Source organism: Roseomonas indoligenes, from assembly GCF_017813365.1.
In the GTDB taxonomy this organism is placed as follows: domain Bacteria; phylum Pseudomonadota; class Alphaproteobacteria; order Acetobacterales; family Acetobacteraceae; genus Roseomonas; species Roseomonas indoligenes.
Window position 1 is genome coordinate 1 of record NZ_JAGIZA010000029.1, and the last position, 13,745, is coordinate 13,745.

General features: G+C 71.4%; 11 protein-coding genes. 7 read left to right on the forward strand and 4 right to left on the reverse strand.

Features of this window, described 5'->3' with window-relative positions; genetic code table 11:
• Positions 1–124 precede the first annotated feature (124 nt).
• The 5 genes from J5Y10_RS25475 (at position 125) to J5Y10_RS25495 (ending at position 6,737) form a co-directional block, all read left to right on the forward strand.
• Positions 125–1,282, forward strand: coding sequence for an acyl-CoA dehydrogenase family protein (locus tag J5Y10_RS25475; RefSeq protein WP_209376952.1), 1,158 nt, complete (start codon positions 125–127; stop codon positions 1,280–1,282).
• A complete protein-coding gene (locus J5Y10_RS25480) occupies positions 1,279–2,478 on the forward strand; it encodes a CaiB/BaiF CoA transferase family protein (RefSeq protein ID WP_342453020.1) in 1,200 nt (399 codons plus the stop codon). The genes J5Y10_RS25475 and J5Y10_RS25480 overlap by 4 nt, the downstream gene beginning before the upstream one ends.
• Entirely contained in the window at positions 2,445–4,616 is a 2,172-nt protein-coding gene (locus J5Y10_RS25485) for an acetate--CoA ligase family protein (protein WP_209376953.1), read from the forward strand. Before J5Y10_RS25480 ends, J5Y10_RS25485 begins: the two co-directional genes overlap by 34 nt.
• 65 nt (positions 4,617–4,681) lie before the next feature.
• Entirely contained in the window at positions 4,682–5,659 is a 978-nt protein-coding gene (locus tag J5Y10_RS25490; protein WP_209376954.1) for a Bug family tripartite tricarboxylate transporter substrate binding protein, read from the forward strand.
• Between the two features lie 7 nt (positions 5,660–5,666).
• On the forward strand, positions 5,667–6,737 hold the full coding sequence (locus J5Y10_RS25495) for an acyl-CoA dehydrogenase family protein (RefSeq protein WP_209376955.1): 1,071 nt from the start codon (positions 5,667–5,669) through the stop codon (positions 6,735–6,737).
• Positions 6,738–6,869: 132 nt separating this feature from the next.
• Here the strand turns inward: J5Y10_RS25495 and J5Y10_RS25500 are convergent, their stop codons facing one another.
• The 4 genes from J5Y10_RS25500 to J5Y10_RS25515 are packed head-to-tail and all read right to left on the reverse strand — an operon-like array spanning position 6,870 to position 11,219.
• Positions 6,870–8,603 carry an FAD-dependent oxidoreductase gene (locus tag J5Y10_RS25500; protein ID WP_209376956.1) on the reverse strand — a complete coding sequence of 578 codons (1,734 nt, stop codon included), beginning with the start codon at positions 8,601–8,603 and terminating at the stop codon, positions 6,870–6,872.
• Positions 8,600–9,787: an NADH:flavin oxidoreductase/NADH oxidase gene (locus J5Y10_RS25505; protein WP_209376957.1), complete on the reverse strand. Its 1,188-nt coding sequence runs from the start codon at positions 9,785–9,787 to the stop codon at positions 8,600–8,602. The genes J5Y10_RS25500 and J5Y10_RS25505 overlap by 4 nt, the downstream gene beginning before the upstream one ends.
• A complete protein-coding gene (locus tag J5Y10_RS25510; RefSeq protein WP_209376958.1) occupies positions 9,787–10,464 on the reverse strand; it encodes an EthD domain-containing protein in 678 nt (225 codons plus the stop codon). The genes J5Y10_RS25505 and J5Y10_RS25510 overlap by 1 nt, the downstream gene beginning before the upstream one ends.
• Before the next feature lie 5 nt (positions 10,465–10,469).
• Positions 10,470–11,219, reverse strand: coding sequence for an SDR family NAD(P)-dependent oxidoreductase (locus J5Y10_RS25515; protein WP_209376959.1), 750 nt, complete (start codon positions 11,217–11,219; stop codon positions 10,470–10,472).
• A 314-nt stretch (positions 11,220–11,533) separates the two neighbouring features.
• Here J5Y10_RS25515 and J5Y10_RS25520 point away from each other — a divergent pair, with 314 nt between their 5' ends.
• Together J5Y10_RS25520 and J5Y10_RS25525 are read left to right on the forward strand one after the other, a co-directional pair.
• On the forward strand, positions 11,534–12,754 hold the full coding sequence (locus J5Y10_RS25520) for an ABC transporter substrate-binding protein (protein WP_209376960.1): 1,221 nt from the start codon (positions 11,534–11,536) through the stop codon (positions 12,752–12,754).
• Between the two features lie 60 nt (positions 12,755–12,814).
• Positions 12,815–13,741 carry a branched-chain amino acid ABC transporter permease gene (locus tag J5Y10_RS25525; protein WP_209376961.1) on the forward strand — a complete coding sequence of 309 codons (927 nt, stop codon included), beginning with the start codon at positions 12,815–12,817 and terminating at the stop codon, positions 13,739–13,741.
• Positions 13,742–13,745 lie beyond the last annotated feature (4 nt).

The window sequence follows — 13,745 nt, forward strand, 5'->3', positions numbered from 1 at the left end:
CGCTGCGCGACGGCTACCGCTACGAGCAGAGCCAGACCGTCGCACTCGCCCGCACCGACGACACCCGCGAGGCCCAGCGCGCCTTCGCCGAAAAACGTAAACCCACCTTCCAGGGACGGTGAGCATGGTTCCCGACCTGTCCCTCGACGAGCTGGCCGCGCTGGACGAGGATGCCTTCCGCCTGCACCTGCGGGCCTGGATCGAGGAGAACTATCCCCTCCCCGTCCGCCATCCCACGCGCCGGCTGCACTGGCACGAGAACAAGCCCTGGTACATGGCTCTCTCGCGCAAGGGCTGGCTCGCGCCGGGCTGGCCGCGCGAGTACGGCGGCATGGGGCTGGATGCCGCGCGCCAGCTTATCGTGATTGAGGAGATGGAGCGTTTCGGCGCCGCGCGCGTGAACGACATGGGGCTGATCATGCTCGGTCCCATGCTCATCCGCTATGCGAGCGAGGAGCAGAAGCGCCACTTCCTGCCGCGCATCCTTTCGGGCGAGGACATCTGGTGCCAGGGCTATTCCGAGCCCAATGCCGGCTCCGACCTCGCCGCGTTGCGGCTGGATGCAGCGGATGCCGGCGACCACTGGGTGCTGAACGGCCAGAAGACCTGGATCACACTGGCTAACGACGCCAACTGGATCTTCGTCCTCGCGCGCACCAACAAGTCCGGCAAGAAGCAGGAGGGCATTTCCTTCCTGCTGCTGCCGATGGACAGCCCGGGTGTCTCCGTGCGCCCGATCATTAACCTCGACCTGCATGACGAGTTCAGCGAGGTCTTCTTCGACAATGTCCGCGTGCCCAAGAGCATGGTGGTGGGCGAGGTGGACAAGGGCTGGAGCTACGCCAAGGCGCTGCTGGGCTTCGAGCGCATCGCCATCGGATCACCGAAGCTGTCCTCGAACGGGCTGGCGCGGCTGAGGGACCTTGCCGTCGCGGTGGGGAAGGACGGGGATCCGGCCTTCCTCGACAGCTACGCGCGCTTCAGCATGGAATTGGCGGACCTCAAGGCCCTCTACGAATCCTATGTCGAGCGCCTCAAGCGCGGCGAACCGATCGGGCCGGACGTGTCCATCCTGAAGATCGTGCAGACCGAGCTGTTCCAGCGCATCACGGACGCCATGCTGGAGATCGCGGGCGGCCATGCCGGCCTGCTGGAGCCTATGGCGGAAGGTCTGCACCCCGCCGGCTCCTTCCTCCTCGCCCGCCCTTCCACGATCTTCGGCGGTTCGTCGGAGATCCTGCGGAACATCCTTGCCCGCAGCGTGCTGGACCTGCCGGCGTGAGCGGTGCGCTTCCCCGCATCCGCGTGCTGGACATGACGCGGGTCTTCGCCGGTCCCTGGGCGGCCCAGATCCTCGCGGATTTCGGCGCGGAGGTGGTGAAGGTGGAGCACCCGCGCGGCGGGGACGACGTGCGGCGCATGGGCTTTCCGCAGAAGGACGCGGCGGGGAACGAGACCGGGGAGACCTCCTCCTTCCTCGCCATGAACCGCGGCAAACGCTCCGTCGCGCTGGATATCGCGACGCCGGAGGGGCAGGACACGCTGCGGGCGCTGGCCGCGAAGGCGGATGTGTTCATCGAGAACTTCAAGGCGGGCGGGCTGGCGCGCTACGGGCTGGACCATGCCTCGCTGGCGGCGGTGAACCCGCGCCTGGTCTACTGCTCCATCACCGGCTACGGGCAGGACGGTCCCTATGCCGCCCTTCCCGGCTACGATCCGATCTTCCAAGCGATGAGCGGGCTGATGAGCGTGACGGGCGTGCCGGACGGGCAGCCCGGCGCGGGGCCAAACCTTGTCGGCTACAGCGTCTCCGACATCAATGCCGGCTTCTACGCCTGCATTGCCATCCTGGCCGCCCTGCACCACCGGGACACGGTGTCCGGATGCGGGCAGCACATCGACCTCGCGCTGCTGGACTCCCAGCTGGCGGCGCATTCGCATATCGCGATGAACTATCTTGTCTCCGGCCGGATGCCGGTGCGCGCGGGCACGGCATCCCAGATCAACACGCCCTGGCAGAGCTTCGACACGGCCGACCGCCCGCTGATGGTGGCCGTGGGCAACGACCGGCAGTTCGCCACCTTCTGCGAGGCGCTGGACCTGCCGGAGCTGCCGGCCGACCCGCGCTTCACAACCAACCGGCAGCGCATGGCGCACAAGCCGGACCTGCTGCCGCTGCTGCAGGGGGCGTTGCTGCGCCGCAGGGCGGGGGATTGGATGGAGATCCTGAACGCCGCCGGCATCTCCTCCGGCCCGCTGAATGATTTTGGCGGGGCGAAGGACGACCCGCAGCTGAACCACCGCGGCATGTGGCAGGAGATGCCGCATCCCCGCGCGGGCACCATGCCCTTCGTCGCCAATCCCGTCCGCTTCTCCGAGACGCCTGTCGCCTATTCCCGCGTGCCGCCGCAGCTCGGCGAGCATACGGAGGAGGTGCTGGCGGAATGGCTGGGCACGGCAGGGTCCACCGCCCCGTGACGCGGCCCCTGGCGCCGCAGGCGGCGCTCCGCCGCTTCCTGCACCCCGCCAGCATCGCCGTTGTCGGCGCCAGCGAGCGGAAGGGTGCCTTCGGTGCGCGCGTGCTGGAAAACCTGGCGGGCTATGCCGGCACGGTCTGGCCGGTGAACCCGCGCTACCCCAGCCTTGCCGGGCATGCCTGCTTCCCTTCGCTCGAGGCGCTGCGGGGCGTGCCGGATTGCGTCGCGATCGCCACCCCGCGGGAAGGGGCGGCGGCCGTGCTGCGCCAAGCGGCCGCGCTGGGCGCGGGCGGTGCCGTGGTCTTCGCGGCCGGTTTCGCCGAGACGGGCCTCCCGGATCGCGCGGCGGAGCAGGCCGCGCTGTTGGAGGCGGCGGCCGCCATGCCGCTGCTCGGCCCGAATTGCCTGGGCTACACGAACTTCGCCCTGCGCGCCGGAATCACCTTCTCCGCCGGCCCGGGGGCGCTCTCGCCGCAGGGGCCGGGCATCGGCATCGTCAGCCAGTCCGGCGCCCTCGGCTATGCCCTGGCCCAGGCGGTGGAGCGCGGCATCGCCGTCAGCCACGTCCTGACCGCGGGGAACGCGGCGGGGCTGGACGCCGCCGACCTCACCGCCTTCCTCGCGGAGGAACCGGGCTGCGCCACCATCGTCTGCGTCGTGGAGGGCCTGGCCGAGCCGCGCCGGCTGATCCGGGCCGCGGAGATGGCCGCACGGGCGGGCAAGCCGCTGCTGCTGCACAAGATGGCCGCGGGCGCGCAGGGCGCCGCGGCCGCCCTCTCGCATACCGGCGCGGTGGCGGGCGGCCATGCCGTCTGGCAGGCGGCGCTGCGGGAGGCGGGGGCGATCCTCGTGGAGGATTTTGCCGCGCTGATGGAGACCGCCGCCTTCTTCGCCAAGGCGCCGCCCGTGCCGCGCGCCGCGGGGGTTGCGGTTGTTTCCACCTCCGGCGGCGCCGGCATCCTGGCGGCGGATGCGGCCGAGCGGCATGGCATATCCCTGCCCCAGCCCGGCGAGGCCGCCGCCGAGGTGCTCGCCGCGCGCATCCCGGAATATGGCGCGGCCGGCAATCCCTGCGACCTCACGGCCCAGGTCCTGAACGATGCCGAGGCGCTGGTGGCCTGCACGGGCGCCCTGGCCGCCGATCCGGCCTTCGGCGCGCTGCTCTATCCCAATACCCATGCCTATGCCTTCTCGGCCGAGCGCATCCCGGTGATGGCGCGGATCGCGGCGGAGCATGGCGGCTTCCTCTGCGTCCCCTGGCTGGCGGAATGGCGGGAGAACGAGGTGGCCCGGCGGGTCCACCCCGTGCCGGGCGCGGCCCTCTTCTCCTCCATGGATCGTTGCTTCGCGGCCCTCGCGGCCTGGCGGGAGCGCGCCGACCGGGCGGCGCGGCCGCCCGACCCGCCGGTGTTGCTGGACGCCGCCGCCCGCGCCCGCATCGGGGCGCTGCTGGATGCGGCGCCCGGCCCGGTGCTGACGGAATCCCGCGCCAAGGCCCTTCTCTCGGCCGTCGGCGTTCCCGTGGTGCCCGAACGACTGGTGCAGGACCGCGAAGCCGCCCTCCTCGCGGCGGAGGCCATGGGCTACCCCGTGGTGCTGAAGGCCGAGAGCCAGGATCTGCCGCACAAGACCGAGGCCGGCGCCGTGCGGCTGGACCTGCGCGACGCCGGGGCGCTGGCCGCCGCCTGCGACAGGATGCTGGCGCAACTCGCCCGCCGTGATCCGCCGCCGCGGCTGGACGGGTTGCTGGTGCAACCCATGCTGCCCCGCGGGGTGGAGATCATCATCGGTGGACAGCGCGATCCGCTCTTCGGGCCCACCGTGGCCGTCGGGCTGGGCGGGGTGATGGTGGAGGTGCTGGGCGACATGGCGGTGGCACCCGCACCGATCGGGCCTGCCGCAGCGCTGCGGATGCTGCAGGGCCTGCGCGGCTTCCCGCTTCTCGCCGGGTTCCGCAGGGGCCCCGCGGTCGATCTTCAGGCCTTGGCGGACATCGTCTGCCGCGTGGCCGCGCTGATGGATGCGGAGCCGCGCATCCGGGAACTGGACATCAATCCGCTGATCTGCGGCGCCGAGGGGATCGTCGCGGTGGATGGGCTGATCACCGCGGCAATGGACAGGACCGAAGCCAAGGACTAAAAGGTCAGTAAATAAGCCTAAAGCTGCCACGGGCGCGTCGTCAGGCGGGCCAAGGAGGAAAACCGGTGCTCACCCGTCGCCAGAGCCTTGCCCTTCTCGCTGCCGCGCCGGTTCTGCGGGGGGCCCCTGCCCTCGCCCAGCAGGGCTTCCCGGACCAGCCCGTGAAGATGATCGTCCCCTTCGCGGCGGGCGGACCCGCCGACATCATCGCCCGCATCATCGGCCCGGTGATGACGCGCGAACTGCGCCAGCCGGTCGTGGTGGACAGCCGCTCCGGCGCCGGCGGCATGGTGGGGGTGGAGGCGGCGGCGCGCAGCCGGCCGGATGGGCTGACGGCCGTGCTCGCCTCCACGGGCGCGCTGGTGGTGTTGCCACAGCTCATGCCGCGCATGGCCTATGACGTCGGGAAGGACCTGGCGCCGGTCACGCAGGTTCTGTCGGTGCCGCAGATCCTTGTCGTCAGCCCCAAGCTCGGCGTGAAGTCGGTGGCGGAGCTGGTGGCGCTGGCCAAGCGCCAGCCGGGCAAGCTGAGCTACGGCTCCGCGGGCAATGGCAGTTCCCTGCACCTGGCCGGGGAGCTGTTCCGGCTGAGGACGGGCATCGACATCGTCCACGTGCCCTACCGCGGCGCGGCACCGGCCGTGACGGACCTGCTGGGCGGCACGATCGACATGATCCTGGCCGACGTGCCGGTGGTGATCTCCCACATCCGCGGCGGCGCGCTGCCGGCGCTGGCCGTGACGGCCGACCAGCGGCTTCCCGCCCTCCCCGACCTGCCCACCATGGCGGAGGCAGGGGCGAAGGACGTAATCTCCGAGACCTGGTACGCGCTGTTCGTCCCCGCGGGTACGCCGCCCGACCGCATCGCGGTGCTGCACAAGGCGGCATCGGCCGCGTTGCAGGACGCGGATACCCGCCGCAGCCTTGCGGACCAGGGTGGGCTCGTCGTCGGCGGAACGCCGGAGGAGCTGGCCGCTTTCGTCCGCTCCGAGACGGCGAAGTGGGGCGAGATCATCCGGCTCGCCAGCATCAGGATCGACTGAGGCCCGCATGTCCACCTCCCCTGCCGAGGACCGCGCGGAATCGCTGCGCATGATCCGCGACAGCGTGGCCGCGATCGTGCCTTCCGATGGCGGGCTGGGGCGGGTGCGCGGGCTGCGCTTCACCCTGCCGGGCATCGACCCCGCCGTGTGGCGGTCCATCGGCGAGATGGGCTGGATCGGCCTGCGCCTGCCCGAGGGGGATGGCGGCATCGGGCTGGGGATGTCGGAGGCCTGTGCCCTCTACGAGGAGCTCGGCCGCGCCCTGGTGCCGGAGCCCCTGATCGACGCCTCCCTCTCCGCCCGGCTTCTGGCCGCGTCGGGGGATGATGGACTGCTGGCGCCCCTGCTCGCCGGCGAGAGCCTCGTCCTGACGGCCTGGCAGGAGTCCGCGGACAGCCTCGAGGCGCCCGGAGACGCGGGGGCTACGCGCCTCTTCATCCCCATGGCGGCGGCGGCGCAGGCCTTTCTACTGCCCGTGCGGGAGGCCGGGGAGCTGGCCCTCTACGCGATCGAAGGCGCGCGGCCGGCGGTGCTGAAGACGCAGGATGGCGGGCATTTCGGCAGCCTGGCCGCGGACACGGGCGGTGCGCGGCGCGTGGCGCATGATGTGGCGGAGGCGATGGAGCTGGCCCTAGACGAGGCGGCGCTCGGCACCGCCGCCTATCTGCTGGGGCTGATGGAACGCTGCTTCGAGATGACGCTGGACTACCTCCGGCAGCGCCAGCAGTTCGGCAAGGCGCTCGGCAGCTTCCAGGCGCTGCAGCACCGGGCGACCGACCTGAAGATCCAGATCGTGCTGACCCGGGCCAGCGTGGAGGGTGCGGCCGCCGACCTGGATGCCGGCGCCGACGGCGACGCGCGCCGCGCCCTCGTCTCCCGTGCCAAGGCGCGGGCGGCGGATGCGGCGCTGCGGGTGACGCGGGAGGCGGTGCAGCTGCACGGGGCGATCGGCTACACGGACGAGTTCGATATCGGGCTGTTCCTGCGCCGGGCGATGGTGGTGGCGAACCGGTTCGGCTCCTCGGCCCTGCACCGGGGGCGGTACATGCGATGCGTTGCCCAGCCCGCATCGGGCTGAGGGCCGGGCGGGCGGGCCGACACGACTTTCCTGGCCGTGCGCCCCGCGATCCCACCTGGCCTGGCGGTGTGACGGCGCGGCGGGCCCAGCACCTGCCAAACCCCGCCATGACGTCGGTCGTCAGACCGCTCCCTACGCCTCGATGGCCTCGGCGGTGGGCGTCGCGGCCGCTTCCGTCACGCCGGCCATGTGGCGCGCGGCGATCCAGCCGAAGGTGAGCGCCGGCCCGAGCGTGATGCCGCCACCGGGGTAGTTGCCGCCCATGATGCTCGCCATGTCGTTGCCCGCGGCATAGAGGCCGGGGATCGGCCTTCCCGCCTCGTCCAGCACCTGCGCGTTTCCGTTGGAGCGCAGCCCGGCGAAGGTGCCGAGGTCGCCCACCACCACCTCCACGGCGTAGAACGGGCCTTTCGCGATCGGGGCGAGGCAGGGATTGGGCTGGAACTCGGGATCGCCGTTGAAGCGGTTATAGGCGGTGGAGCCCTTGCCGAAGGCGCGGTCCTCGCCCGCTTGCATGTCGCGGTTCCACGCGGCGACCGTCTCCTCCAGCCCCGCCGGGTCGATGCCGGCGTTGCGCGCCAGCTCCGCGACAGTCCCGCCGGTCTTGAGATAGCCGGAGCGGATGTTGGGCCCGACGGGCACGGGGAAGGGCTTCACGAAGCCCAGGCCGAAGCGGCGCAGGAAGGGCTGGTCCACGACCAGGAAGGCGCGCGCGGCCTGGCCGGGCTTGGTGCTGGCGAAGAGCGCCTGGATGAAGTCGTGGTAGGAATTCGCCTCATTCACGAAGCGCCGGCCGTCCGGCAGCACGGCGATGAGGCCGGGCTTCGCGCGATCGATGAAGTGGGGGAAGACGCCCCAGCCGCCATCCTTGCGCGGCACGCGGGAGACGGGGACCCAGGCCGCGGCGTTGGGATATCCCTGCTCCACCACGGCGCCGGCGCCCTCGCCCAGGCGCAGACCGTCCCCGGTGTTGCCCGAGGGTGCGGGCGAGTGGTGGCCGGTGTTGTCGTGGTCGTGCGGGAACATGGCGCGGCGCCGCTCCTTGTCCTGCGGGAAGCCGCCGGCGGCCAGGACCACGCCGCGGCGCGTGCGGACGCGGATCTCCTTGCCGTCGTGCCGCACGACCGCGCCGCGCACGCCACCATTCCCCCGTTCCAGCCGCAGGACGGGGGTGTCGGTCCAGACCTGCACGCCGCGGTCGAGTGCGCTGCGGAACAGGCGCGCCGCCAGGGCATTGCCGTTGGTCAGCAACATGCCCCGCCCGTTCAGCAGCAGGTCCCGCGCATGGGAGGCAAGGCGGCCCGCCACATAGGCGGCGGAGGCAACGGAGCGGGTGGCGTTGAAGAAATGCTTCAGCTCCGGCCCGGAGCCCACCATGAGGCCAACGAAGGTCAGCTCCGGCAGCGGCGGGCGCAGGCGCCTCAGCTCCTTCCCCAGCCCCTGCGCGCGGTAGGGCTGTGCCTTGATGGAGCGCCCACCCGCGCGGCCCCCGGGCGCCGTGGGATGATAGTCGGAGAAGGCGGAGGCGGGCTCGAACTTCAGCGCCGTCTCTCGGTCGAAGAAATCCACCGCCTCGGGCCCGGCGGCGAGGAAGGCGTCCACGGCGTCGGCGTTGAAGTGGTTCCCCGCCTCATGTCGCAGGTAGGTGCGGGCGTCCTCCGCGCTGTCGTCGATGCCGTCGCGGCGGGAGACCGGGTTGTTCGGCACCCAGAGGAAGCCGCCGGAGACGGCGGTTGTGCCCCCGACATAGGGCTCCTTCTCCGCCACGATCACCGAGAGGCCGCGCGCGGCCGCTGCCACCGCCGCCGAGAGTCCGCCCGCGCCGGAGCCGACCACGAGCACGTCGCATTCCACCGTGTCGGTCATGCCGTTTCTCCTTGTCCGTGATGGGCGCCCCTCGCCACCGCCTGCCGGCGCGCGCGCAGGGTCTCGCCCATCTGTTGCTCACGCTTGGCCAGCCAGACGCCGTGGCGTTCCGGCCAATCCGCGTAATCGTCCTCGACGCCGAGCTGTTCGGCCGCCCGGCGCGGCCAGTAGGGATCCCGCAGGGCCTCCCGCGCGATCGCCACCAGGTCCGCCTGGCCCGCCCGCAGGATCTCCTCCGCCTGCGGGCCGTCCAGGATCATGCCCACTGCCTGGGTGGTCATGCCCGCGCCATGGCGGATCGCCTCGGCAAAGCCGGCCTGGAAGCCCGGGCCGCGAGGCACGGTGATGCGCCGCGTCTCCTCCGTCAGCCCGCCGGAGGAGACGTCGATCACGTCGACGCCCACTTGCTTCAGCGCCCGCGCGAGGAGGACGGAGTCGTCGATACCCCAGCCGCCCTCCGCGCCGTCCACGGCGGAGATACGGCAGAAGAGCGGCCTCTCCGCCGGCCAGTCCGCGCGGACACGGGCGGCGATCTCGAGCGGAAGGCGCATCCGGCCCTCGATGCCGCCGCCATAGTCATCCGTGCGGCGGTTGGAGAGGGGGGAGAGGAAGCTGGCGGCGAGGTAGCCGTGGCCGAAATGCAGTTCGACGGCATCAAAGCCCGCGGCCGCCGCCCGGCGCGCGGCGGCCGCGAAATCCTCGGTCACGCGCGCGATGGCGTTCCCGTCCATCGCCTCCGGCGCGCTCCATTCCGGACCGGCTGCGATGGCGCTGGGGCCGATGCGCGGCCAGCCCTGCGCGGCGAGTTCCCCGGCCGTGAAGGCGCGCCCGCCATGCCAGAGCGGCTGGCTGCCGGCCTTCCGCCCGGCATGGGCCAGCTGCACGCCGATGGCCGATCCCTGGCCATGGACGAAGTCCACCACGCGCCGCAGCGGCGCGACCTGCGCATCGGACCAGAGGCCGAGATCGGCGGTCCCGATCCGTCCCTCCGGCGAGACGGCGGTGCTCTCCGTCAGGATCAGCCCCGCGCCGCCCAGGGCGAACTTGCCGAGATGGACGAGGTGCCAGTCCGTCGCGCGGCCGTCCTCCCCGGCGTGCTGGCACATGGGGGAGATGACGACGCGGTTCCGCAAGCGCAGCCCGCGGATCTGGAGCGGAGAGAGGAGGAGGGGCCGGTCCGCCATCACACGACCCTTCGGACCTCGACCAGGAAAGTCGTGATCTCCGCGATGAAGTCCAGGGCGTGGCGCTGGGAGATTCCGGCGGCAGGCGAGGAGAAGGCGGCCTTGAGGTCGTCGACGCTGCGGAACCACATCTCCACCACGCCATCCACCGGCATCGCTTCATAATCCGAGCGACCCGCCGCCTGCCTGGCGACGACAAGATTCTGCGTGTAGCCGGCAAGGGCGGGAAAGCGGCGCACGGCCTGGGCGTGAAAGCCGAACCACTCCTCGCGGAAGCGGTCTGCACCGATGTCGGGGCGCCGGCGCAGCAGGGACATGCGCTTGATCAGCGGCCCCTCGGCCACCGGAACCACGGGGTTGGGTTCCGTGACGAGGATGCCGCGCAGCACGGCGAAGCGATCGTTGTCCGGGCCGATCGGCGCCATTTCCGGCGAGGCGGCGGCCGCGTCCATTGCGGCGCGGCTATCGAAGCGGAGCTGCGAGAGGCCGTCCAGCGACATGCCGCCCCGGGCGTGGTCGATGGCGAGCTGCGAGCGGTCCGTGACGAGGTTCTGCTCGTAGCGCCGAAGCCCCGGCAGCCGTGCGGCGAGGGGCCCGTGCTCCTCGCGCCAGATCCGGCTGAATTCACCGGGCGGGACATCCGGCCGCCGCTCCAGCAACCCCATGCGGACGATCATGGCCACTACACAGCCAAGTAGCCGCCATCGACCACCAGCGTGCTGCCGGTGACGTAGCTGGACATGTCGGAGGCGAGGAAGACGACGGGCCCGACCAGCTCCTCGGGCTCGCCGTAGCGGCGCATGGGGATGCGGGCGAGGAAGCGGTCCGAGCGCTCCGGGTTGAGGCGCGTGGCCTCCGTCATCCGGGTTGCGAAGGTGCCGGGCGCGATGGCGTTCACCCGCACCCCGTCCGGCGCCAGTTCCTGCGCCAGCGCGCCCGTGAGGGCGCGCACCCCGGCCTTGGACACGGGGTAGCTGACGGAGGTGTTGGTGGACACGAAGGAGGCGATGGAAGCGATGTTGACCACCCTCCCCCGGCTGCGCCGCAGCGCCGGGAGGAAGGCGCGGGTGACATTCATCGTGCCGCGCAGGTTGATGTCCATGGCGGCGTCCCAGGCGCGGTCCAGCGCATCGTCGTCCAGGCTGTGGCGCGGACAGACGCCGGCGTTGTTCACGAGCACGGAGATGTCCCCCATCTCCGCCCCCAGGCGCAGGGCGAGCTCGCGGCAGCCCTGCAGATCCGTGACGTCCAGCGCATAGGCCACCGCCCCGCCGCCCGCTGCCGCGATGCGCGCGGCGGTCTCGCCGGCCAGGGCGGCGTCGATGTCCGTCACGGCCACGCGCGCGCCCTGCTGCGCCAGGCCCAGCGCCATGGCCGCGCCATTGCCCTGGCCGGCCCCGGTGACGAGCGCGATCTGTCCTGAAAGCAGCATGCCGGACGTTCCTTCCCGTGCCGCGGCGCATCCATGGCGCGCCTGCTGGCCGGCCACCCTTTGCCGGGGACCCTGTCCCGAAAGGGATCACGCAGCGAACAGGTTCGCAAGGGACAAAATTATTTCGGCGGGACGTTTTGTTCATTGCAGATCACTTCGGCGGCACTTAGCCTTTCCCCGAGGCTGGGCTCCAAGACCTGGCGATCAGAACGGGAGAGGGACGTTCCGGCGCGGCATATCTGGCCAGCCTTCGTCCTCTCTTTCGCAAGCTTCGCCCCGGGCAGGGGCAGCAAGAGGCAAGGGACGAGGAAACGATGATCCAGTACCAACCCACACGCCGGGAACTCGGGCGCGGCGCGCTCGCCGCGATGCTGGCGGCGCCCGCGCTGACCGGCAGGGCGCTGGCCCAGGGGCAGCCGATCAAGCTCGGCTTCAACGGCGACCTTGCTGCCTCGCCCTCGGCGCAGTCCGGCCGCGCCGCCGTGGTGGGGATCGAGGCCGCGATCGAGGACGTGAACAAGGAGGGCGGCGTGCTTAGCCGTCCGCTCTCCCTGGTGGTCCGCGACGACCTCTCGCAGCCGCCCAAGTCGATCCAGAACATGAGCGACCTGATCGACAATGAGCGCGTGGTAGCGGTGCTCGGCCCGACGAATTCCGGCAATGCCCTGGCCTGGCGGCACATTCCCAATCAGAAGCGCATCCCCGTGATGGGCTGCATCGGTTCCGCCACCGACATCACGAAGCCGATGCGCGAAGGGGCGGACAACTACATGTTCCGCGTGGGCAGCGTGGACCGCACCCAGGTCGTGACCATCATGGGCTACGCGAAGAAGAGCCCGCGCACCGGCAAGATTGGCTTTCTGACGGAGACCACCGGCTACGGCCAGGGCGGGCTGAAGGACCTGCAGGAGGTGGCGCAGGCCCAGGGCATGACGGCGGTGGCGAACGAGAAGTTCAACGTCAACGACACGGACATGACTTCCCAGCTCGCGAAGCTGCGGGCGGCGGGCGTGGAGACGGCGCTGGTCTGGGCGCAGGGGACGACGATCGGGCAGGTCATGCGCAGCATGGAGAAGATTAACTACTTCCCCGTGGTGCTGACGAGCTGGGCGGCGGACAACCTCAGCTTCATCAACGCCGCCGGCCCGCAGCTGGCGGAGAAGCCGGTGTTCCTCCGCACCGTGTCGGAGGACCGCACGCCCCACCAGCAGGCCTTCTTCGGCCGCATCCGCCCGAAGATCGACGCGGACTCCGCCTTCTCCTTCGCCGTCCACGGCTATGACGGGACGATGTTGCTGGCCCGCGCTATCGGACAGGCCGGGCGCACCGACGGCCCTGCCGTGAAGGACGCGCTGGAGGATCTGCGGGGCACGCTGCAGGGCTACGCAAAGACCTACGACAAGCCCTTCAGCAAGGCCGAGCACGAGGCGCTCGGCGCCGCGGACCAGCGCTGGACCTGCTGGCGCGACGGAAAGCTGGCCGCCTATTCCGACGATGTCGTGCGCGGCCTGCGGCCCGAGGACTTCAAGGGCTGACCGGCCATCCGGCCCCGCAGGTCGCGGGGCCGGACCTTTCACCGGCCAGGAGGATCGCCCGTGCTGGCAACCGTGCTGCAGGCCCTGGTGAGCGGGCTGGCGATCGGCGGCGTCTACGCCCTGATCGCACTGAGCTTCAGCATCACCTTCACCACCACCCGCACGCTGAACTTCGCCCAGGGCGAGTTCATCGGCGTGGGTGCGTTCCTCGGCGTCACCGTGCTCTATGCTCTCTCGTCGGGCGAGGGCGGCAGCTTCGCCGCGCTGGCGCCGGCCGCCTCCGCCGGGTTCCGCTACCCCGTGGCGGCGCTGGCCGTGGGCGCGGCACTCGGCACGCTGGGGCTGCTGCTGTTCCTGGCGGCGGTCCGGCCCTTCGCGGGAAAGCCCGGCATGTCCTGGGTGATGAGCACGATCGGCTTCGGCATCATCCTCCAGTCCCTCGGCCTCGCGGTCTGGGGGCCCGCGCCGGTGAACATGCCCTCTCCCTTCGGGGATGACGTGATACGGCTGGGCGGCGCCGGCGTGCGGCCGCAGGAGTTGGCGGTGCTGGCAATGGCCGTGCTGCTGATGGTGGGCTTCGACCTGGTCATGCGCCGCACGCGGCTGGGCAAGGCGATGCGGGCGGTGGCGCATGACCCGGCCGTGGCGTCGCTGATGGGGATCAACGTCACCGCCATCATGCTCGGCGCCTTCGCCCTTTCCTCCGCCCTGGCGGGGGTGGGCGGGGTGCTGGTGGCGCCCATCGCCTCCGCCTCCCTCTTCATGGGGGTGGGCATCGCGCTGAAGGCCTTCTCCGGCGCCATCCTCGGGGGGCTCGACAATCCGCGGGGCTGCATCTTCGGCGGCTTCGCCCTCGGGCTCATGGAATCCGGCGTGGCGCTCTGGCAGGCCCAGTGGCGCGAGATCGCGGTTTTCCTTCTCATCATCCTCGTCCTGGCCATCCGCCCCAACGGGCTGTTCGGCCGGCGCGCGCTGGACAAGGTGTGACGCC